13 protein-coding genes are annotated in these 22,231 nt (G+C 64.1%); 3 read left to right on the top strand and 10 right to left on the bottom strand.

What is annotated here, in order from left to right:
- Positions 1–90: 90 nt before the first annotated feature.
- From GRI97_RS14670 to GRI97_RS14640, 7 genes are all read right to left on the bottom strand, one after another.
- Complete coding sequence (locus GRI97_RS14670; RefSeq protein ID WP_161391958.1) at positions 91–396, bottom strand: hypothetical protein; 306 nt, start codon at positions 394–396, stop codon at positions 91–93.
- A gap of 8 nt (positions 397–404) precedes the next feature.
- A complete protein-coding gene (locus tag GRI97_RS14665; protein ID WP_161391957.1) occupies positions 405–1,457 on the bottom strand; it encodes an ankyrin repeat domain-containing protein in 1,053 nt (350 codons plus the stop codon).
- A gap of 106 nt (positions 1,458–1,563) precedes the next feature.
- Entirely contained in the window at positions 1,564–3,231 is a 1,668-nt protein-coding gene (locus GRI97_RS14660) for a CocE/NonD family hydrolase (RefSeq protein ID WP_161391956.1), read from the bottom strand.
- Between the two features lie 14 nt (positions 3,232–3,245).
- Positions 3,246–4,553, bottom strand: a complete 1,308-nt coding sequence (locus GRI97_RS14655) for a cytochrome b/b6 domain-containing protein (RefSeq protein WP_328598570.1) — start codon at positions 4,551–4,553, stop codon at positions 3,246–3,248.
- Between the two features lie 169 nt (positions 4,554–4,722).
- Complete coding sequence (locus GRI97_RS14650) at positions 4,723–6,546, bottom strand: hypothetical protein (protein WP_161391955.1); 1,824 nt, start codon at positions 6,544–6,546, stop codon at positions 4,723–4,725.
- Between the two features lie 39 nt (positions 6,547–6,585).
- A complete protein-coding gene (locus tag GRI97_RS14645; protein ID WP_235917859.1) occupies positions 6,586–8,790 on the bottom strand; it encodes a PQQ-dependent dehydrogenase, methanol/ethanol family in 2,205 nt (734 codons plus the stop codon).
- 89 nt (positions 8,791–8,879) lie between these two features.
- Positions 8,880–11,411, bottom strand: a complete 2,532-nt coding sequence (locus tag GRI97_RS14640) for a TonB-dependent receptor (RefSeq protein ID WP_161391954.1) — start codon at positions 11,409–11,411, stop codon at positions 8,880–8,882.
- A 199-nt stretch (positions 11,412–11,610) separates the two neighbouring features.
- Between GRI97_RS14640 and GRI97_RS14635 the strand changes: the two genes are divergently transcribed.
- Both GRI97_RS14635 and GRI97_RS14630 read left to right on the top strand, forming a co-directional pair.
- Positions 11,611–12,561: a helix-turn-helix domain-containing protein gene (locus GRI97_RS14635; RefSeq protein WP_161391953.1), complete on the top strand. Its 951-nt coding sequence runs from the start codon at positions 11,611–11,613 to the stop codon at positions 12,559–12,561.
- Between the two features lie 142 nt (positions 12,562–12,703).
- Positions 12,704–13,627, top strand: coding sequence for an SMP-30/gluconolactonase/LRE family protein (locus GRI97_RS14630; protein ID WP_161391952.1), 924 nt, complete (start codon positions 12,704–12,706; stop codon positions 13,625–13,627).
- A 66-nt stretch (positions 13,628–13,693) separates the two neighbouring features.
- Here GRI97_RS14630 and GRI97_RS14625 read toward each other — a convergent pair whose 3' ends face one another.
- Positions 13,694–16,096, bottom strand: a complete 2,403-nt coding sequence (locus GRI97_RS14625; protein WP_202392779.1) for a TonB-dependent receptor domain-containing protein — start codon at positions 16,094–16,096, stop codon at positions 13,694–13,696.
- On the opposite strand from GRI97_RS14625, the gene GRI97_RS14620 reads away from it, so the two are divergent.
- The gene (locus GRI97_RS14620) at positions 16,089–16,454 is read left to right on the top strand and encodes a hypothetical protein (protein WP_161391951.1); all 366 of its coding nucleotides are present in this window, start codon (positions 16,089–16,091) and stop codon (positions 16,452–16,454) included. The genes GRI97_RS14625 and GRI97_RS14620 overlap by 8 nt on opposite strands.
- Positions 16,455–16,468: 14 nt before the next feature.
- On the opposite strand, the gene GRI97_RS14615 is transcribed toward GRI97_RS14620, so the two are convergent.
- Positions 16,469–19,669 carry an error-prone DNA polymerase gene (locus GRI97_RS14615; RefSeq protein ID WP_161391950.1) on the bottom strand — a complete coding sequence of 1,067 codons (3,201 nt, stop codon included), beginning with the start codon at positions 19,667–19,669 and terminating at the stop codon, positions 16,469–16,471.
- Positions 19,666–21,162: a Y-family DNA polymerase gene (locus GRI97_RS14610; RefSeq protein ID WP_328598569.1), complete on the bottom strand. Its 1,497-nt coding sequence runs from the start codon at positions 21,160–21,162 to the stop codon at positions 19,666–19,668. The genes GRI97_RS14615 and GRI97_RS14610 overlap by 4 nt, the downstream gene beginning before the upstream one ends.
- Positions 21,163–22,231 lie beyond the last annotated feature (1,069 nt).

The raw sequence follows: 22,231 nt of genomic DNA, 5'->3' as shown, positions 1-22,231 counted from the left end.
CAAGGGCTGCCCCCAATCTGAAAGACGGCGCGTAACTGTCAGCCGCCAAACTCCCAGCGAAAGCTGGTATCTTGGGCGTCAGGGATCTGACTAACCCAACCGGTGCGGTGACGGGTCGCCCCGTTCGCTGATCAACTCACTGCGGGCCTGGGCCAGACACTGGCGATATTGCGCGGCCACCGTCTCCCGCTCCAGCCGAGCAGCCTCTGCCGCCAGCGCAACCACTCCGGCTTCATCCTGCACCGCGATTTCGCGCACCAGCTGCTCTTCTTCCAACCCCAGCATCCGCGCCAGCAACCGCGTAGCGCGGGCGCGCTGGCGGAATTCAAAATCCATCAGCCGGGCGGATTCGAATTCCTCCTTCTTCAGCAGTGCGGCGCGAAGATCCCAGACCATGCGCCATGCTATCGCGTATAGGCAGGCTTGCCCAGAATCACCGGCGCCGGATTGGCGGCAACCCATTGCACCGCCAGTTCGCACAGCCCGGCCAGCGCCTCATCCGATCCACTGCCGCCTCTGGCATCCTCGGCATAATCACGCGCTCGATCGAGATCGGCCGGGGGCAGGGCCTCGCCCGATCCCAGATGATCGACCAGCGCGGACAACATCTTGCGATAGCCGGCATCCCAATTGCCGCCGCCATTCTCCGCCTGTTCGATATGCACGCGTCCGGAAATGCGGATCACTTCTCCCTGCACGGTCTCCGCCGCGCCGGAGGATGGGATCAGCCATTCCCACAATTCCTGATGCTGCTCGCGCCAGCCGCCCGGCTTGGCCACGATCGGGTCGGTGCCATTGTGGCTCCGCCGCACGGGCGCCGCATCCACGGCGAACAGCTGATACAGCCGTTGCAGTGCCGCGTCGGTTTCCGCCAGAAAATCGGGATTGAACCCAGCCCGGTGGAATTCGAAATCCTTACCGATCCGCTGCACGGTTTCGCGCATGTCTTCGGTCACCGGCGTTCCGGCATCGATCAGATATTCGGCCAGCAGCGCCATCTGCGGCAGGGCGGCATTGCGGCAACTGCGCAGGGCGATGGTCAGCGCATTGTCGCCGTCCCGCCCCGTGGCTAGCGGATCCACCCCACGATCCAGCAGCAGGCGCACGGTTGATGGTTTGATGCTGCTCGCCGCGCGTTGCAGCAGCGTTTCCTTGCCCGTGTCCATCGCGGCTCCAGCGTCGAGCAGCAGAGTCACCAGCGCATCATTACCGGTCGAAACATGCCGGCTGGCCGGCGTATTGCCATATCCGCAATCGGCATCGATCTGCGCCCCCTGATCGACCAGCCAGCGCGCCAGCTCGGGTGTGCAGCCATAAAGGCCTAGCGCCGTGGACCCGCCCGGCCCATCGCGCGCATCCAGTTCACAACTGTCGAACACCGCCGTCAGCGCGGCGAGATCGCCCTGTTCCAGCAGATCACGAAAATCCTTCGGCAGGCGTTTCTTCTTCTTGGCCATGGCGCATCCCCGCAATTGCTGATGCCGTGATCTGCTGTTCCGTCGCAGAAATGGTCAAGCGGCCATACCACGCGGAGAAGTGGTTTTGCGGCGGAGCGTGCGTGGCTCAGCTGCTGGCCGCCGGGATCAGCGGCAGCAACAACCGGCTGTCATATTCGCCCCCGCAATACAGCACATGCCGCCCGCGATTGCGCGTGTCCTCATGCCGGGCAAAGGGCAGGCGCGGCAGGGCGTCGCGATAGAGATCACGCCCGCCGATGCGCAGCCGCAGGGTTTCACCGGCACGGAACAGGGTGGACGACGGCCAGATCTCGATATCGCAGCAGACGGGGCCCGCATCAGGCAGCGGCTCTTCCCGATCATGCGGATGCACCGGCTGCAGATCGCTCGACCGGTCCGGATCGATCGCCCGGTGGGTGGCACGCAGCCAGCCGAGCGCCACCGGCCCGTTTTCGTAGAAGGCGTAGAAGGTGAAGCCGACCGGCTCGCCCGCCCGGTCCAGCTTTTCCAGCGCCACGAAGATATCGGCATCCTGCGCATCGGGTGCCTCCAGCCACAGCCGCAACGCGGCATGGCCGGTAAACTCGCTGTCGGTGTCAAACCGATGATCGAACACCACCTCGTCATGTGCGCTGTCCCACTCCACCCGCGCGGGCGATGCGGGGTCAGCTTGCAGCGCCTCACCGGACGCCAGGTAAAGCGCCGTCGGCTGCTGGCGCGGCAGTGGATAATCCTCTTCTGCCCGCGTCGCAGCCACGCCGGCGGCTTCGCGCACCTCCAGCTGCACGCGCGGCCAGGCCGGCAGGGTGCATCCCGGTTCCAGCAGGAAATGGTCAAAGAAGCTGTGCCGCCGCCGGGTGCTCTCGGGCAGATAATAATGCGCCCATTTCTTCTGCCCGTGGATATCCAGCCATTTTTCGCGGCTGGCCATCTGCTTGAACGCTTCCAGCGTACCGCGCGTGTGCAGCCCTTGATCGGCCCAGCTGGCCACCACCCAGCAGGGCTGGGTAATCGCGGTCAGATCGATCTGCTTGCTGCGCCAATATTCATCCAGCAGCGGGTGGCGCTGCATCTGCTCCCAGGTGTTTTCGGTCAGGTTCGGGCCATACTGGATATTGTCCGATGCGCGCGGGGCGAAGCCGGTTTCCGGAATCCCGCCATGGGTGCCGAATTCGCGATACCAGTCGGAAAATCCCTCCCACGGGTTGAGCGCCTTGAGCGAAGGCGGCTGCAGCCCGGCCACGATATACTGGATGCAGGCGAGATAGCTGACCCCGGTCATCCCCACCCGGCCATTGGCCCATGGCTGCGCGGCCAGGAACTCGATCGTGTCGTAGCAATCCTGCGCCTCGATCGGGCCATTGTGATAATAATCGCCGTTCGACCGCCAGGCCCCGCGCGGATCGATCACCGCCACGGCATAGCCACGCGGGCACCAGTCGAACGGGTCGGGCCCTTCGAAGGGGGTCAGCGGAGACAGCCATTCCGGGTTCACCCCGGATGGCGGCCAGAACACCTGGTTGGACTGGGCATGCTTGCCATAGGGGCTCCAGCTCAGGATCACCGGCAGATCATGCGCCACCTCCGACGGGCGATAGACATCGCCATAGATCACCGTTCCGTCGCGCAGCGGGATCGGCAGATCGCGTTCGACGATGATCGCCTCATCCTGCCATGCGACCGGTTCGATCCGGTGGCCGAAGCGCGGGATCGGCGGCTTGTTCGGCGCGGCTTCGGGCGGCAGGCCGGGGCGCATCAGCGGTTGATAGGTCATGCAGTGATGATCCTTTACGGGGCGCGGCCAACCGCGTCGAAAGCGAAACTGAGCGCGACATTGGGGGCCAGCCCCTCTGCCGATGATCCGACCCCGACCTTGAAGGCATTGCGATCGATCGTGGCGCTGCCTTCCACATTGCGGCGCAGCCCGCTGCCGGACAGGGTGAAGCTCAGCGATTGCGGGCGGCTGGCGCCGTTGAGCGACAGCGTGCCCTGCGCGCTATAACGATTGGTACCGGTCTTGCGCACCGATGTGCTGCGCCAGGTTGCGGTGGGGTTGGCGGCGGTGCCGAAGAATTCCGCGCCCTGCAGCATATCGTCCTGCGTGGCATCGCCCATCGATGCGCTGGCCAGCTTGATGCTGATGCGGATATCGGCGCTTTCGGAATTGTCCGGATCGAATTGGATCGTGCCGCTCCAGTCGGAAAAACTGCCGCGCAGCCCGCCCGAACCATTGTCGATTGTGAAGCCCAGCCGCTTGCCCGGCTGGATCGCCCACACCGGCGGCGGGCCGGCAGCGGTATCTTCTTCGGCCGCCGCCTCGCTGGCTTCGGCCTCTGGCGTTGCCGCATCACTTGGCGTCGCCTCCGGTTCCGGTGTTGCGCTATCCTCGGGCACAGCCTCCGGCGCCGCTACCGCCAGCGCCTCGGCCGTCTGCTGACGTTCGAGCGAAGGAACCAGATATGTGCTCGCCACATACATGCCGGTGCCGAAATAGGTGACCACGACCAGCGCCAGCAGGCCGAATGCCGCCGCTGCCGCACCGCCGGGCGCCATGCGGCGCAGCAGATTGTCCTTCTTCACCAGCTGATGGCGCAATGCCCCGGCCACATGCAGCAGGAACAGCGCGATCCCGAACCAGGCGAGCAGCTCATGCGCGTCTTCCATCGATCCGTTGATGCCGGCCGGCAGCGGCAGATGCGGCCAGGGAATAGCGCCGAACAGCATGGTGGGGATCTTCAGCGCATCGGTGGACACCATGGCCCAGCCGGTCAGCGGCGCCCCGATCATGAAGACATAGAGCCCAACATGCACGGCCTTCGCCAGAAAACCGTTGAACCCGCCCTCCACCGCCGGCGGGGGTCGATGCATCAACCGCCAGACGATCCGCAACACAGTCAGCAGCAGGATCGTGATGCCGATGGATTTGTGAAACTGATACAGCGCAAACCCGCTCGCATCGCGCGGCATGGCAAAGCCCAGGGCCAGCTGAAACGCCAGCGCCAGCGCGATCAGCCAGTGCAACGCCATTGCAACGCTGCTGTAACGGGCGCCATCGGCGGCGGGGGCAGGAATGCCCATCGGCTCGTCTGTGTTCACTTGACCCCTCGACGCTGTGTTTTTTGTTTGGAAAAACATAGCGCGATGTCGGGCGATTGACAGCAGCAAATGGCTGTTGCTCTTAAACCCCTCACGTCATCCTGGCGAAGGCCAGGATCTCAGGCAGGTGGGCGCGAAGCATTAGTCCCGCGCCCATGCCCGCCCGCGATCAATGCGGCCGCATCCCGATCGGCAGTTCGGAGGTGAAGCTCTCGATCGCGGCGATCTTCCCGCTTTCGAACCGGAACACATCCACCACCTGCAGCGTCAGCGGATAGCCGCCGCCGGTCGCCGGCATATCTTCGAACCGGCGGAACACCGCCAGCCCGCGGGTCTCGTCCACGGCCAGCAGGCCGCTGTCGCGAATGGTGCCGATCCCGGCGCCCTGTCCGCCAACGCCTTGCCCGGGCCCATTGGCCGTGCAGCGGCCCAGCACCTGCCCATTGACCGTCCATTGGCAGCCATCGCTCAGCGCTTCGGATGCCGGGCCGCGCCCGGTCAGTCCGGCATAGAACCCGGCCACGCCCACCTTCATGTCATTGCGTGACGTTCGGCGCGCCTGCGGCAGGTTGGCAAATTGCGGTGCGCCCTGCGGTTCGGCATAGGGCGGGCCATATTCCTTGCGCCGGATCAGCGCGTCGATCCCGTCGATCTGCCGCCCGGCGCTGCGCACCGTGATCGCGGCCCAGGCCGGCTGGCCATGTTCTTCGATCCGCCCGATCCACACGCCATTGCCGGTCTCGGCATCGCCAACCACCAGCGGCTTGCTGTCCACGGCGGTCACGCCTTGCCAGATGCCTTCATTGATCCGGATGCCGACGCTGTTTTCGGCATAGCCGACGCGATTGGCCCAAGGCAGTTTCTCCCAAGCGCCGCGCACCGGATAGGCCGCCATCACCGCATTGGTATGCGTGGTGACGCAGGCCGTATCGCAAGCGGCCGCATCGGGGCGCGGTTCGGGCGATGGCGAATGCGGGCCCCAGAACGGGTTGTGCATGAAATAGGGCACATAGGTGAAGACGGTTTCAATGCGGGAGATTTCGGCATTCCGGATGCGGAACGCTTCCAGCAAAGTGATCGAATTGGGCCATTTCAGCGCGGTGCGCATCTCGCGCCCGTCGGTCAGCCTGTAGCGATCCCATTCATTGGCATGGTCGAAGAACCCACGCCCCACCGCCACGCCGCGTTCTTCATCCACGATGAAGAAATCGCGCCGAACCCGCTTGTTGATGCGATAGATGCCCAGCAGAAACTGTTCGCGGCAACCCGTGGCGATCGACGCCGCATTGCCGCCGCCACCGGTCACGCCGCCCGCTGCGGGCGCCGGGGCGGTGGTGGAAATGCCGTTTTCCAGCCTGCCGCAATCCTGGGAAAATGGCGCGAACACCTGCCCGTCATTCACCTCGACCGTATCGAAATAGGCGTCCGCGATGGCCAGCATGCGTTCGCGGCTGCGGCGCTGTTCGGGCGGCAGGATCTGGTTGAACTCATCATCATGGACCATGTTTTCCGCATCGCCATAGGGGGCGGGCAGGCTGGTCTTGCGGTGGACCACGCTCTCGATCTCGTCGATGATGCCGTCCTTCATGTGGATGCGCACGGCATAGAAGGCCGGCACGCCGTGCTCGCGCACCGATCCGAACCAGGCGGCATTGCCGGTGGTGGGATCGGCCGCCTCCAGCCCGGTTTCATCGACGGCGGTGACCGTGCGCCACAGCCCTTCGCCCATTTTGATCGGCACGTTGTTTTCGGTGAAGATCACCCCCCGGCTCAGCGGCAGGGCGGAGGGGTCACGTGTCGCCAGCGCCTTCATATGGTCGCGCAGCGCATCGATCAGGCAGGCGCGGTCACACGACCGGTCGGGCACGGCGCTGGCTTCGCCCGGCGCCTGCGCCAGGGCCGGGGTGGCTGGCAACAGGGCTGCTGCCCCGGCAAGAAGCAGCGCGGCGGTTGCGGATAGGCGTGTAATCACATTCTCTCCCTCGCCGGTCATCCAACCGGCCTGATTATGCTGTGCGAGCTTTAGCCAGCTCTATTTCCCCTGCGCGGCGGCATCCTGCCAGTCTTCATTGGCCCGCGCGATCAGATAGGCATGAATCGCCTCGGCCTCATTGCGGCTCAGCACATCGGCAAAGCTGGCCATGCCCTTGTCTGCGCGGCTGCCTTCCAGCACGATCTTCAGGAAATCATCATGCGTGGCCTGCGTCATCCAGCGCAGATCCTTCAGCCCGCCGACGGCATTTTCGCCATGGCAGCTGCGGCAGGTCTGGGAATAGAGTGCCTGGCCTTCCTTCACCTGCGATTCCCCGGCGCGCAGGAACGGCGGGCGCGGCAGTTCGCTCGGCGGCGGCATGGCCGGCAATTGGGCCGTCCCGCCCAGCTTGAACACCAGCAGGCGTGATGTCGAATGCTGGAAACCGCCGGGGATCTGGCTCAATCCATAGACGGGCGATCCGCCCCAGCCGACATTGACGGCGATATATTGTTCGCCATCCACCATATAGGTGATCGGGCCGGCGATCCCGACATTCTGCACCGGCATCTGCCACAACAGCTGGCCATTGTCGGCGCGATAGATCGCGAAATTCTTCTCGATCGTCCCCTGGATCAGCAGATTGCCAGCCGTGGTCAGCACCCCGCCCGAACCGGGATAGGGATAGGCCACGCGAAACGCTTCTTTCTGCGTCACCGGATTCCAGGCGAGCAGATAGCCCTTCTCCCGCGAATTGGCGATCTCCTGCAACCGGCGGCGTTCTTCCGGCTGGCTGGTGAAATCGCGCCCCGAATTGGATCGGAACGGCACCCAGCGGAACTGGTCGTCGGGCAGGCGGGCATAGATATCCCATTGTTCCTGCGCCGGCAGATAGACCAGGCCCGTCAGCGGGCTGTAGCTCATCGGATTCCAGCTGTGCGATGCCATCCAGGTCGGGCTCATCAGATGGAGCTGGGTGGTGATCTTCGCATCGGGCAGCACATTGGGGCGCCCGGTTACCGGGTCCACGCTGCTGGCCCAGGTGTTGGGCACATAGGTTTCCGCGCTGATGAATTCGCCGGTGGCCCGGTCGATCACATAGAAGAACCCGTTCTTGGGCGCCTGCATGATGACCTGCCGCTTGCGTCCGCCGATCTCCAGATCGGCCAGCGCCATGGGCTGGGTGCAGGTGTAATCCCACTCTTCTTCGGGCACCATCTGATAGTGCCATTTGTATTCGCCGCTGGTGGCATCGACCGCGACGATCGAACACAGGAACAGATTGTCGCCGCCCTGCGGGCTGCGGAAATGCTGCACATGCGGGCCGCCGTTGCCGGTGCCGATGTAAACCAGATTGAGTTCGGGGTCATAGGCGAAGCTGTCCCACGCCGTGCCGCCCCCGCCATACTTCCACCATTCCCCGGTCCAGGTGGCGGCCGCGCGCTGCATCACGCTGTCCGATGCCTCCCCATCGGGACCCTTGGCCGGGTCTCCGGGCACGAGGTAGAATTTCCACAGCTTGGCTCCGGTTTCCGCGTCCCAGGCGGATACGAAACCGCGCACGCCGTAATCGGCGCCGCCATTGCCGATGATCACCTTGCCATCATAGACGCGCGGCGCGCCGGTAATGGAAAAGGCTTCATCGGTGGGGAAGGTCTGCGTTTCCCACACCTTGCTGCCGGTCTTGGCATCGACGGCGATCAGCCGGCCATCCAGCGCGGCGATGATGATCTTGCCGTTCCAGGCAGCAATCCCGCGCGTGCTCGGCCCGCAACAGGCCAACCGGGCGAATTCGCGCGCCACCTGCGGATCATAGGTCCACAGCTTCTGCCCGGTCTTCGCGTCATAGGCGGTCACGACGTTGAAGACGGACGCATTGTACAGCACTCCATCGACCACCAGCGGGGTGGCCTGCATGCCGCGATAGGTTTCCAGATCGTCGAACCAGGCCAGGCCCAGCTGATCGGCATTGCCGGCGTTGATCTGTTCCAGCGGGCTGAAGCGCGTTTCATCCCACCCGCGCCCATGGCTCATCCAATTGCCGACATTGCCCGGCGCATCGATGCTGCGCATCCGCGCGGTGTTGACAGCGGCCGGGCCGGCGGGCGCAGTGGCGGCTGTGGTGCCGACCGGCGCATTGTCAGCGGCCACGCAGCCCGCCAGCACCAGCGCACCGGCTCCCGCCCATCCTGCCGCCCAATTGCGCAGCGTCTTTCCCATCACGATCGGGCCCTTGTTTCCCGGCCCGCCGGTTGCGGCAGGCATCTTATTGTTCTTGTCATGTGATCATGGCGGCAGGCGGCGCGCTTGTGAAGCGTGTGCTTCGATCAATCGCGCTGCCTGCTGCCAGGGGATCAGAAATTGCGCCGGACGGTCAGCGCCACCTCGCGCGGGCGCCCGGGCTGGCCGACGACATAAAATGTCGTCAGCTTGTTCAGGTAATACACCTTGTCGAAGATGTTGGTCGCCTCCAGCGCCACGGTCCAGTCGCGATCGGGTGAGCGATAGGTGATCCGGGCATTGGCAATGGTGAAGCTGTCGACATTCACATTGGGGTGGCATTCGAAATTGCCGCAATATCCGGGCGTGTAGGCCACATCGATGCGCGGGGTCAGCGTACCCAGGCTGTCACCCAGATCAGCTTCATATTGCGCGCCCACGCTCCATTGCCATTCGCCGATGCCGGGGCGGCTGGAACCCACGACAATGGCGGTGGTCGGATAGTTGATCGACGTGAACTTGAAATCGGTCAGGCTCAGCGATCCGTCGATCGTCAGCCCCCGAACCGGGCGCAGCGTGGTTTCCAGTTCGAAGCCCCTGACCCGCGCATCGCCAATGTTCAGATATTGCCCGCACAGACCGGGAATCCCGCCCTGATCCTCGGGCAATTGGTTGTTGTCGCTGTCCAGGCAGACATTGGGTGTGCCCTGATAGCCGGTGTAATCCATGTGGAACACATCGCCATTGATGCGCAGCAACCGGTCGAACAGGTCGGCCTTGAAACCGATTTCATAGGATTTCAGCTTTTCCGCGCCGAAGGGCCGGATCTGGCGGAAGCTGTAGGGGCGCGGCGCCACCCCGCCGCCCTTGAAGCCGGTGGAATATTGGGCATAGGCCATGATGTCGGGCGTGAAGCGATAGGATGCCACCGCGCGGTAATCGGTCAGCGTTTCGCTATAGACGCCAACCTGGCCGGTCAGCGGATTGTTGGGGTTGCTGAGCGGCAGGTAATCGCCATTCCCGTCCGGGTTGAGCCGCTTGTAGGTATATTCCTTCTTCTGGTGCGACACGCGGATGCCGCCTTCCAGCGTCAGCCTGTCGGTGATGTCCCAGGCCACATTGCCGAATCCGGCATAGGTCGTCAGATCGGCCGTATCGTCATTGAGGAAGGAAAAGCACGGTGTCGCCGCCGGGCAGAAGCCGGAAAACGGCGTATGGATGCGCGCGTCATAGCGGGTGGCGGCATCATAATAAAACCCGCCCAGCACCATATGCAGGCTGTCATCGGCAAAACTGCCCGACAGGCGCAGTTCCTGGCTGAACTGGCGATGCGAATAGATCGAATGATCCTGAATGAACACAACCGGGGAATGGTCGTTGTCCGATCCGCTGTTGCTGGTCAGATCGCGGTAACCGGTGATCGATTTGATCGCCAGATTGTCGCCCAGTTCGTAATCAATCGTGCCGGAAATGCCCCAACCATCGACCTGCGCCGCCGAAGGGGCGATGAACGGCCCCAGCCTTGCACCCGGCGTTATCGATGCGCCTGGGCCCGTGCCGGCATCGGCCGCTTCGAACATCACGCCCGGGTCGTAGAAATTGGCATAGCTGGCATAGGGATCGTTGAGCACAGCGCCCGGGCGGCGGTACTGGCCATAGGTGACGAAGCGATCGTCATAGGCAACGCCTTGATAGGGCACGCTCAGGCCCGACCGATCGGACGGATTGGCCGTCCCCTTGTTGGCGGATTCGGCGCTGGCGATCAGCACCGATGCCTGCATTTCCGACGTGTCCTTGGTGTAATCGGCCGAAATATTGATCTCCAGCGGGCTTCCCGCCGGGGCGATGCGCAGCGATCCGCGCAGCGCATACATCTGCTGATTGCCCAGTTCGCCGGTCTTGCAGTCGCTGCCCGATGCCAGACGCGGGATCGCGCCTGAAATCACATCGGGATCATCCGGATTCATGCAGGCATAATCATATCGGGTGACGAAGCCATTGCGGTTGCGTGTCACCCCGGTGATGCGGGCAAACACCGCATCGGGCACCACGGTGAAATCGGCGCTGCCCTTGATGTCGTGGCGGCCGTAACTGCCCAGGGTCAGTTCCAGGAAACCGCCTTCGCCCGCCGGCTTGCGGGAATAGAGCTTGATCGCGCCGCCTTCGGAATTCATCCCTGCCAATGTACCCTGCGGCCCGCGCAGCACTTCCACGCGGTCCAGATCGGTCAGATCGAACGCGGCGGCGGTGACGGTGCCGTAATAGATGTCGTCGACATAGATGCCGACCCCGGGCTCCACCGACGGGCTCTGGTCCGCCTGGCCCACGCCACGGATGAAGGCGCGCATGGAATTGCCCTGACCGGACGGGTTCTGCTGCAGCAGCACGTTCGGCGCCTGGGCGGCAATATCGGTCAGCCGGGTCTGGCTGCGGGCTTCCAGCAATTCGCCGCTGATGGCGGTGATCGACAGGGGAATGTCCTGCACATTCTGCGCCCGCAACTGCGCCGTCACGACGATTTCATTGCTGGCGCTTTCCTCAGCCGGCGGAGGCGCCGCTTGTGCCGCTTCCTGCGCCAATGCGGGGGTGGCCATCCCCGCCAGAGCCATGATCGTCAGTGGTGAAAGGGCGCGACACAACAGCGCGGCCCGGTGCGGCCTGGTCATAAATCTTCTCTCCCTTGCGATCCCTGCCGCCCGGCCTGTGCGGCGGTGCGGGCGGGAACCGGTTTGTTTTTCGGCCCGGGCTTGCGCCGGGTCCACCTCGTCGATTGGATCAGCGATCGGCTTGCCAATCCTGCCTGGTGACCATAGGCAATGAAAAAACGGTACGCTTTGACCGAACTGGCGGGGCGGATTGTCGATAATGGAAATGGGGGTCCAGGTGGCGGAAAGCGCTTTCCTTGATCTGGGAGAGATCGAAGTCGGTCGGCGGACCGGTGCCTGGGATGGCATGATCCGTGGGCTGTTTCCCGGAATCTCGGTACACATCGATGCCGATGGTCCGCAGGCCGGCCGGGTCGACCGGTTTGCCATGGGCCAGGCCGAACTGTGCCTGATCGAATCCGCCCCGGCAGAGGTGCGCTATCGCCCGCCGGGCAGTGCCCCCACTCCGCCACCCCTGTCGCTGATGGTGCAATCCTGCGGCCATTCGCTGGTTGCCCATGGCGGTGCCAGCGCCCGCCTGCGCGAAGGGGATATGTGCCTGATCGATGAACAGCATGGCTTCCGGCTGGAAACCGATGATTTCGGGGGCATTCTGTTCCTGCGCCTGCCGCGCGGAGCGGCGCTCAGCCGCTATCCGGATCTCGAACGCTTGTTCGGCACCGTGCTGTCAGGCGATCACTGCGGCACGCGGGTGCTGGCCGATACGCTGGTCAGCTTCAGCCGCCATGTCGGCCAATTGGGCGAATCGCAAAGGCTGGCCATGATCGGCTCGATGATCCAGCTGTTGGGGGTGACCGAACCCATCGCCATGGTACCCGATGCCGGCGAATGGCGCGTGCAGCGGGCGGTGGAATTCATCGAACTGAATCTGTCGGTGGCCCGGCTGACAGCGGAAGATATCGCCAATGATCAGCGGATCAGCCGGCGGCGACTGGATCAGTTGATGCATGAGAAATTCGGCTGTTCCATCGCCGGCTATCTGTGGCGTCGCCGCATGGAACAGGCGGCGGAGGATCTGCGCGATCCGCGCAAGGCGCAGCAGTCTGTGTCGCAGATCGCCTTCGCCAATGGGTTTGAGGATGGCGCCCATTTCAGCCGCGCGTTCAAGCGTCGCTTCGAACTGACGCCGGGGCGCTTTCGGGTGAATTGAGGCTTTCCTCTTCGGCGCGCCACCCTATCATCGGCGCGATCACCGGAGGCGAATGACCGCCGGAACAGGGAGACTGCCTTTGCCGTATCAATCCGCTCGCGCTGGCCTGCGTCGATCGCTGCTGCCGCTTGCCGCAATCCTGATGGCCGGCTGCGCCACAGCCGAGCTCGGGGCTCAACAGGGCGCCGCACCGCGCGACATCCCCATCGCCGGGACGGAGGTATTTCCCGAAAGCATTACCTCCGATCAGGCGGGCAATCTCTATCTCGGCAGCGGGGCGGGCATCATCTATCGCGCGCAGGCCGGCGCCGCCCAGGCAGTGCCGTGGATCCGGCCCGATGCCGCCAATGGTCTGCAGTCGCTGTTCGGCGTGCTGGCGCATGATTCCAGCGGGCTGCTGTGGGTCTGCTCCAACCCCGATTTTTTCGCCCCGCCCGCCGGCGCAGCAAAGCCTTCGGCGCTCAAGGCGTTCCGCCTGTCTGACGGGAAACTGGCCGCCAGCCATGATTTCCCCGCTGGCCCGGCCGCCTGCAACGACATTGCTATTGCGGCCGATGGCACGGTCTTCGCCACCGAGACATCCGGTGGGCGGATATTCGCGCTGAAGCCCGGCGGCGCCACGCTGGACCTGTTCGCGGCGGGTGAAAATCTGATCGGCGTGGATGGCATCGCCTTTGCTGACGATGGCGCGATGTACATCAACAATGTCCGCGCCAATCAGGTCCAGCGCGTGCGCCGCAAGGCCGATGGCAGCTATGATGGTTTGACCAATCTGGTTCTCTCGCAAGCTGTCGATGGGCCGGACGGGTTGCGGCCCGTGGGCGGCAATCGCTTCCTCCAGGCAGAGGGAACCGGCGGCCGCGTGACGCTGGTCGATATACAGGGTGATCGCGCCACCATCACCACCATCAGGGACGGTCTGGGCGCCAGCGCCTCGATCACCCGCGTCGGCCGCGTGGGCTACACCATGGATGGCAAGATCGGCTACAAATTCGACCCTGCGCTCAAGGGCAAAGATCCGGGGGCTTTCACCATCCAGGCCTTCCTGCTGCCGGATGGCGTTTGACCCGGATATGCAAAGGGCGGGAACACCGGAGTATCCCCGCCCTTTTGTTTCAGGACGCGATCGGGATCAGAACGAAGCGTTCAGACTGACCCAATAGCTGCGCGCCTTGTCCTTGTTGTTGTAGTGATCGATATAGGTCGGCGTGTATACGCCGGATCCGGGCGCCGTTTCCGTGAATGTGGTATCATAGGCGGTGAAGTCGCGATTGAACAGATTGTTCACCCGGCCGCCAATGGTGAAGTAATCGTTGATCCTATACTGGGCACCCAGGTTGAACACCTGATAGGCCTTGTAATACAGATGGTCGCCGGCGGCGTTCACACCGCGATAGCGATCCGAACGATGTTCGAAGTTGAACTGGGCCGAAAGGCTCTGGGTCGGTTTCCAGTCCAGCGTGGCATTGGCCATATGCTTGGCGGTGTTGGTCAGGGGCAGGCCGGCATCGGCACCGCTCTGCTGTTCGCTGTCGGTATAGGTGTAATTGGCGCGCAGCGACAATCCGTCGAAGAACTGGACACGACCGGCGACTTCCGCACCCTGGATGCGGGCTTCGTCGATGTTGATCGGCACGCTGATCGTCGTACCCAGGCCCAGGACTTCGTAATAATCACCCAGATTGGCGCAGGGGCGGACGAAATCGGTCACGGCGCAGGGCTCCACCGTGGTGGATGCGATCTTGTCCTTGAACTTGTTGTGGAACAGCGTGACGTTGATGCCACTGTTCTGGGTCGGATTCCAGTAGACTGCGATTTCGCTGTTGGTGCTGGTTTCCGGCTTCAGATCGGGATTGCCGATGAAAGGGCTGGTGCCCTGACCGCCAAATCCGCGAATACCGTCATACAGATCGGTCGTCTTCGGAGTCTTGTAACCGGTGCTGACGCCGCCCTTGACCGTCAGGGTCGGGGTGATGTTCAGATTGGCATAGATGCGCGGGCTGACATGGCCACCGAACAGATTGTGGTTGTCATAACGGATACCGCCGGTGATCGTCAGAATGTCGATCGGGCTCCAGTTGTCTTCGGCGAAGACCGACCAGATCCGGTGGGCCTGCACGGCCTCGATGCCGCCGACCGACTGTTCCAGGCCGAACACGCCGTCGTCCAGTTCGCCGTCGATATACTGGCCGCCGACCACGATGTGATGCTTGCCGACGAAATCGGCCACCTGCATGTCGAGCCGCGCGTCGAGCGTGTATTGCGCGCTTTCCAGCGTGCGCAGCGGACGCGGCAGGAAGGTGGCTTCGGCCAGATCCTTGCGCTGTTGCTCGGACATGCCGGCATATTCAGGCTTCGTGCCATTCCACATGTCCTGCAGCAGCAGGCGTTCGGCGACGGAGAAGGGCATGGTGCGGCCCTTGTTGTTGGTTTCCACGCGCGCCAGCGAGATGAAGCTGCGGCCGAAGCCCCAGTCGCCATTGTGGGTCAGGGACCAGTTCAACCGGTCGAACACCTGATTTTCGGTATAGCCAACGCGCGGCTGAACCACATTGCGGGTTGCGCGCCAGATGCTGTCGATGCCGTCCAGCGTGCCCAGCGGATAGGTGATCTCGCCGGTGTCGGGATTCACGATCGGGGTGTTGTTGTACTTCTGACGCGAATAATCGATGTCGAAGATGAAGCTGTGGCCTTCGAACGGGGTCAGGCTCAGCGATCCACCATAGTTTGTATTGGTGTTGTCGACGGTCTTGCCGCCACCGCCGAAGCCCAGGCCACGCGCATGCGAAACGCCAGCCGGATCGATCACCGGGGCGAAATCGGGCTCGGACGGATAACGCTTGTACAGCGCGCCCCGCAGGCTCAGCCCCAGCAGGCCAGGGATCACCGGGCCGCTGACCGTGGCGTCGAACGTCATGTCATCGCCGAAAGTGGTGTCTTCCTGGATGCTGCGGCCGAAGGTGGCCGATCCGCTCCAGCGGTCGCGCACCTTCTTGGTGATGATGTTGATCACGCCGCCCAGCGCGTCGGCGCCATACAGCGTCGAGGCGGGGCCACGAATGACTTCGATCCGCTCGATCGCATCCAGCGGCGGAATGTGGTTGAACTGGTTGCCGCCGAAGCTGTTGGGATAGATGTCGCCATGGTTGTTCTGGCGGCGGCCGTCGATCAGGATCAGCGTGTAATCGGCGCCCATGCCACGAATGCTGATGGTGCGCTGGCCGGTCTTGTCCGACGTTTCGCCGACGTCGACCCCTTCGATGTCCCGCACGGCATCGATCAGCGTCATGTAGGGGCGCTGCTTCAACTCTTCGGCGGTGACCACGGTGATGCTGGCCGGTGCGTCGGTGATCTTCTGTTCGAAACCGGCGGCAGTCACCACGATGGTGTTGCCCGGTGCTTCTTCGGCGGCCGCAGCATTCTCGGCCAGCGCTGCATTGTCTGCGGCCTGTGCCGGTGCCGCCATCAGCGCGATCGCCAGCAGGCTGGCGCCCGCACAGAATTGCCGCGCGGTGCGCGTTGCAAGAATGGTCACTGAAACCCCTATCGTCCGTCGAGTGATATTGAAATTGATTATCAAGAACTGGCGCGCTGTTGAGATATCGGCGGGGGAGGGTCAACAGCACCAGGGCGACAGAAATATTTTGTTACAATGCGAAATTTGTTGGATTTTTGTATCCGGCAAGTCGCTCATACGCCAGATAACTATCGCAATCTCATCGGCTTTTTATTGCTTGAATGGGTCAAATTGGTTCGGGATAGATTCCACATTTTCGCTACACTCAGCTGGCTGCGCAGAGATTGCTTTTGTTGCTGTGATGCATTTGCAACAGATTCGCATAAGCAATATATCCCAAATGGATGATGGTAATCTTGCGCATATCAACAAATGATGGGCTTGGACGACTCAATGGAAGTCGCGCGATTTGGGCAGAATGCGCACCTGGCGCGGATGCTGGCGCAGGCTGGGCGTCACCACGCGTTCTCCTGCGCTGTCCAGGCGTGCCAGCAATTCGGTCTGGTCGATGATGGTCTTGGCCATCAGATGGGTCACGCCTTCCTTGCTGCGCTGGATCACGCCCCGGATCAGCATCAGCCGCGCCGCCATCACCGCGCCCCGCTGCTCCTCGAAATCCCGCGCCCATAACAGAGCGTTGACCACCCCGGTCTCGTCCTCGATTGTGATGAAAATGGCATTGCCCTTGCCCGGCCGCTGCCGCACCAGCACCACCCCGGCGCACAGCACCGGCGCGCCATCCTTCGCCGCATTGACCTGCGCACAACTCAGGATCCCCCGCCCCGTCAGCTCCCCCCGCAAAAACTGCATCGGATGGCCTTTCAGCGACAGGCGATGGGTCTGGTAATCGGCCACCACCTCCTGCGCCAGCGGCATGGCCGGCAGAGCGGCATCGGCTTCGGTGCCCAGTTCGGGCGCGTCCATGGCGGCAAACAAGGACAATTGTTCAGCCTGCTGGCGCGCCTTCTGTGGAGGCAGGCGGCGGACTTCCCAGCCGGCATTGCGGCGGTTCTGCCCCAGCGATCCCAGCGCATCGGCATCTGCCAGCAGGGTCATCGCGCGTGTAGGCAGGGCGGCGCGGCGGGCCAGATCCTCCAGGCTGGCAAAGGGCGCGGTGGAGCGTGCTTGCCTGATGCCTTGCGCCCACTCCTCCCGAAAACCGTCGATCTGCCGCAGACCCAGCCGCAGGATATTTCCGCGCCCTTCCAGCGTGTTGTGCCACAGGCTGCTGCCGATATCGATCGGTCGTACCTCCACCCCATGGTCCCGCGCATCGCCGACCAGCTGCGCCGGGGCATAGAACCCCATCGGCTGACTGTTGAGCAGAGCGCAGGCAAACACTGCCGGGTGGTGGCACTTCAACCAGCTGGAAACATAGGCCAGCCAGGCAAAGGCCTGAGCATGGCTTTCGGGAAAGCCATATTCGCCAAACCCCTCGATCTGCTTGAAGCAGCGCTCGGCAAATTCCCGCTGATATCCACGCGCCACCATGCCTTCGATCAGTTTCTCCTCATAACGCGGCATGGTGCCGGTGCGGCGAAATGTCGCCATGGCCTTGCGCAGGCCATCGGCTTCACTCGGCGTAAAGCCTGCGGCGACGATGGCCAGCTTCATCGCCTGTTCCTGAAACAAAGGCACGCCCAGCGTCCTGCCAAGCAAGCCCTTCATTTCGCCGCGCGGCCCCGGCCATTCGGGTGTTTCTTCCCCATTGCGACGGCGGAGATAGGGATGGACCATGCCGCCCTGAATCGGGCCCGGCCGCACGATCGCCACCTGGATCACCAGATCATACAGCTCCCTGGGTTTCATGCGCGGCAACATGGCAATCTGAGCGCGGCTTTCGACCTGAAAGGTGCCGATGCTGTCACCTTGCTGGAGCATGATATAAGTATCTTCGTCCTCTTTGGGTGTGCTCTCCAGCGTCAAATCGCCCAGCCCATGCTCCCGCATCAGGTCGAAACTCTTGCGGATCGCGGTCAGCATGCCCAGTGCCAGCACATCGACCTTCATCCAGCGCAATTCCTCGATGTCGTTCTTGTCCCATTCGATGAAGGTGCGATCGGGCATGGCGGCATTGTGGATCGGCACCAGCTCATCCAGCCGGCCTTCGGTCAGCACGAAGCCGCCGACATGCTGCGACAGATGGCGCGGGAATTCCAGCAACCGCTCGGTGATGTCGCGCAGGCGGATCAGCTCGGGGCTGCTCGCATCCAGTCCCGCCTGCGTCAGCCGCTCTTCCGCCACCGGGCCGCCGCGCGTTCCCCAGATCGTGCCGGAAAGCCGCGCGGTGATATCCTCGCTCAGGCCCAGCACCTTGCCCACTTCGCGGATGGTGCTGCGCTGGCGATAATGGATGACGGTGGCGGCAATGGCGGCGCGATCACGGGTGTACCGCCTGTAAATATACTGGATCACCTCTTCACGCCGCTCATGTTCGAAATCGACATCGATATCGGGCGGTTCATTGCGCACGTCGGACAGGAAGCGGGTGAACAACAATTTCTGTTCCACCGGATCGATCGGCGTGACACCCAGGAAATAGCATACCAGCGAATTGGCCGCGCTGCCGCGCCCCTGGCACAGGATCGGCGGCTCCAGGCTGCGGGCGTGGTGCACGATGTCGTGCACGGTCAGGAAATAATGCGCGAACTTGTGCTTGCGGATCAGGCGGAATTCCTCCGCCAGGGTCGTCTGGTATTTTTCGGGCAACCCGTCAGGGAAGCGTTCCCGCCCCCCGCGATCGACCAGTTCTTCCAGCCAGTCCTGCGCTGCCCAGCCCGGCGGCACGGGTTCGTTTGGATATTGATATTGCAGCTGGCCCAGATCGAAGCCGATCACATCGAACAGATCCTGCGTGGCAGTCAGCGCCTGCGGACAGGCGGCGAACAGCCGGGCCATTTCCTGCGGGCGTTTCAGATGGCGTTCGGCATGCGGGGCCAGCAGGCGCCCGGCGGTGTGCACCCGCGCCCCTTCGCGGATGGCGGTCATCACATCCTGCAGCACGCGGCAATCCGCCTTGGCATAAAGCGGATCATTGGTGGCGATCAGCGGCACGCCGGCTTCCCCGCCCAAGGCCATGCGTCGCCCCAATTCGCGTGCGTCATGGCCCGATCGCGGCATGCTGGCGGCCAGCCACAGATGCGCCGTGGCCTCACGCAATCGGGTCAGCAGCGGCGCATCCCCATCCATGGCGATCAGCGCCATTCCCTCTGCATGGGCCAGCAGATCGGCCAGCTGCAGTTCGCATTCCCCCTTGTGCGTGCGGCGATTGCCCAGCGTCAGCAATCGGGTCAGCCGCCCCCAGGCGGTGCGATCGGTGGGATAGGCGATGATGTCCGGCGTGCCGTCGGCAAACACCAGCCGGGCGCCGACGATCAGGCGAAACTCGCCCGCATCCCGCCCGCCGGTTGCATCCATCACATCCTTCCACCCCCGCCAGGCGCGCACCACCCCGGCCACGGTGTTGCGGTCGGCAATGCCGATGCCGCTCATCCCCAGATGACGTGCCTGCGCCACCATATCCGCCGGCTGGGATGCCCCGCGCAGGAAACTGAAGCTGGTGGCCGCGACAGGCTCGGCAAAATCCGTCATGCGAACAGGCCGTGGAGATACCAGGGCGGGGTTTCGGGCAGATCACTCCGTTCGCCGAACTGCCCATGGCGGAACACCCAGAAACGGTGCCCCGCGCTGTCTTCCACCCGGTAATAATCGCGGGTGAAGCCGATACCCGACCCACCGGCATGCCCATCCATGCTGCGCCACCATTCCGGGGCGATCCGTTCGGGCCCTTCGGCCATGCGCACGCGATAGGCTTGCCCGCGCCAGCGGAATTGCTGCGGCGGGCCATCGGGCACCTCGGCAATGGTGGTGATCCGTTCGGGTGGATCGAGCAGCAGGGCGGGGCGGGGCAGTGGAGGGGCAGGATGGGGGCTGTCCGTCCAGTCTGCCGGGGGGCGCTGTGTCGCGGGCAACCAGCGCTGGGCGCTTTCGGGAATATGGCGATCCTGCGGGTGCAGCCGGCGCACGGCATCCGGTCCCAATCGTGTGGCCAGCCGGTCGATCAGCGCGGCGACATCGTCTTGCAGCGGATCCTCGCCATCCAGCCCAACCTGCTGCGCGGCCAGCGGTTCGGTGCGCGGCACGGCCAGCGCGATGGCGTCAAAGCCGAATCCGGGATCGATCGGATCGGCCAGATGCTCGATCCTTTCGCGCAGCAGCCGCATCACCGGGGCGGGATCGCGCAGCGGGATGGATGTTTCCACCATCAACCGCCGCCGGGCACCATCGCCGCGTTCCAGCTGCACGGCAAAGCGTCGTCCGCCCAGTTGGCGATCTTCCATCTGCCGGGCGATGGCGCCCAGCAGCGTTTCGATCACCTCCAGCGCATCATCGACATGGCGGACCGGTTCGGCAAAGCGCGCGCCGGCCCGGATCGGTGCCGCTTCGCTGCGGGGGCTGATCGGCCGCTCCACCTCCCCCAGAATGGCGCGCAGCCGGGTGACGGCATCGGCCCCGAACCGCGCCGCCAGCCCCGCCATCGGGCGACAGGCGAGATCACCCAGCGTGACCAGCCCGGCGCGCTGCAATCCCGCCAGTGCGGCCTGCGGCAATTCCAGCGCCGCCACCGGCAGGCTGCCGATCGTCTGTTCTGCTGTCTCCGAAGCGCCAAACCGGGCCAGCGCCCGCGCAGCGGCGGCATGACCGGCGATGGCATGGCGGCTGCGCAGCCCAGCATCCTCCCGCGCCAGCCGGGCCAGTGCCTCATCTCCGCCGAACAGATGGCCGCAACCGGTGATGTCCAATATCAGCCCATCGGGCGGTTCGCTGGCGACCATGGGAGTGAAACGCATCATCAGGGCCGCCAGCCGCTCCAGCTCGGCCGCGTCGGCGGCCGGATCATGCGGCGATGTTGCCAGATCGGGGCAGCGGGCCCGCGCATCGGCCAGCGTCATGCCCGGTTTCAGCCCCTGCTGCGCGCTGATCGGGCTCACGGCCGCCAGGCGCAGGGCATTGCCGGTCCGGATCACCAGCGCGAAGGGCAGCGGCGGCATATCCGGCTTGCCGGCCTGGTTCCGGCTCGCCACTTCGCTGGGCAGCCAGGGGAACCACAGCGCCAGATAGCGGCGCTTGCCGGGCGTCTGCCGGGATGTCGGGCGGGGCGGCAAAGCCCGATCGGGCGGGGATTTCCCGGAAACAGCCATCGTCTTCATTCCATTGCAAATGCCAGCACAGCCCCGCCGCCCCGCCCCTTTGACGCAACAGTTCCGCCTCGATCATGGGCGGGCCGGGGGCTGCTGCCGACCAGGCCGTCACCCCCGCCTGGGGCAGAGCCTGGGAGGGCCGGCTGCGGATTATCCAGCGGCTGTGCGCGGCGCTGGTGCGCGGGGCGGCATCGCCGCGCAGCATGATGACCGGCACGGCGGATTTTTCCGCCGCCAGCACCAGCCGGCGACTGGCAGTCAGATCATAGCGGGCGCAATCGCCCCAGCTTTCCAGCACCACCGCCGCCAGTTGCGGGCAACGCGCCGCATCCAGCCCCGCCTGCAGCAGCGACAGATCATCCGCCACCCGCACCAGCACCAGCCGCGTGGGAGAAATCCCCAGCTGCAGCCAGCCTTCGCCACAGGGCATCAACTGCGTGCGTCTGCGTGCGGGTGATCGCAACAGTACGATCGGCTTGTCCTCCGCGGATCCGGCAGAGCGCGGGGGCGCCAGCGCAAAGGCCAGCGCGCTGGCCCAGTCTTCCATCCCGGCATGAATTTCATGCAGCCGGCCCGCAGTCAGCGCCGGTATCGGTACAGCTTCCAGAGCAGATGTGGCGGGGGGCGCCGACCCGGGGATGGAAAGAGCAGTGGGGGGCATTGCGGAACAGGCCTCGAATCGAGATAATGTTCCTATTATGTTCCAAACGAAGGCGGCTAGTCCACCGCCTTCAGATTTGCGCCCCCGGCACCCGACCGAATACGGAAAATGCGGGGGCCGGTCCACTCCCCGGGCCACATCACCATGCGACCGCCGGGGTTGATGACGGAACGGATGCTGTCCGGGTCCATTCGCCTGCCGGGACACCGATATACAGCACCCGCGCGCTTGTTGATCATGATCTAGGTGTAGCCGCCACGCGTCATAGGCCGATGGTATGGCAGATTGCGC

It is taken from the genome of Croceibacterium xixiisoli (assembly GCF_009827305.1).
GTDB lineage: Bacteria > Pseudomonadota > Alphaproteobacteria > Sphingomonadales > Sphingomonadaceae > Croceibacterium_C > Croceibacterium_C xixiisoli.
The sequence above is the reverse complement of the archived record's forward strand: the minus strand, read 5'-3'. Positions and strand labels throughout refer to the sequence as shown.

Bases quoted from the DNA above. Each gene is read 5' to 3' on its own strand.
- GRI97_RS14670 (WP_161391958.1), bottom strand. From the start codon at position 396: ATGGTCTGGGATCTTCGCGCCGCACTGCTGAAGAAGGAGGAATTCGAA.
- GRI97_RS14665 (WP_161391957.1), bottom strand. From the start codon at position 1,457: ATGGCCAAGAAGAAGAAACGCCTGCCGAAGGATTTTCGTGATCTGCTG.
- GRI97_RS14660 (WP_161391956.1), bottom strand. From the start codon at position 3,231: ATGACCTATCAACCGCTGATGCGCCCCGGCCTGCCGCCCGAAGCCGCG.
- GRI97_RS14650 (WP_161391955.1), bottom strand. From the start codon at position 6,546: ATGACCGGCGAGGGAGAGAATGTGATTACACGCCTATCCGCAACCGCC.
- GRI97_RS14645 (WP_235917859.1), bottom strand. From the start codon at position 8,790: ATGCCTGCCGCAACCGGCGGGCCGGGAAACAAGGGCCCGATCGTGATG.
- GRI97_RS14640 (WP_161391954.1), bottom strand. From the start codon at position 11,411: ATGACCAGGCCGCACCGGGCCGCGCTGTTGTGTCGCGCCCTTTCACCA.
- GRI97_RS14635 (WP_161391953.1), top strand. From the start codon at position 11,611: ATGGAAATGGGGGTCCAGGTGGCGGAAAGCGCTTTCCTTGATCTGGGA.
- GRI97_RS14630 (WP_161391952.1), top strand. From the start codon at position 12,704: ATGGCCGGCTGCGCCACAGCCGAGCTCGGGGCTCAACAGGGCGCCGCA.
- GRI97_RS14620 (WP_161391951.1), top strand. From the start codon at position 16,089: ATGGTCACTGAAACCCCTATCGTCCGTCGAGTGATATTGAAATTGATT.
- GRI97_RS14615 (WP_161391950.1), bottom strand. From the start codon at position 19,669: ATGACGGATTTTGCCGAGCCTGTCGCGGCCACCAGCTTCAGTTTCCTG.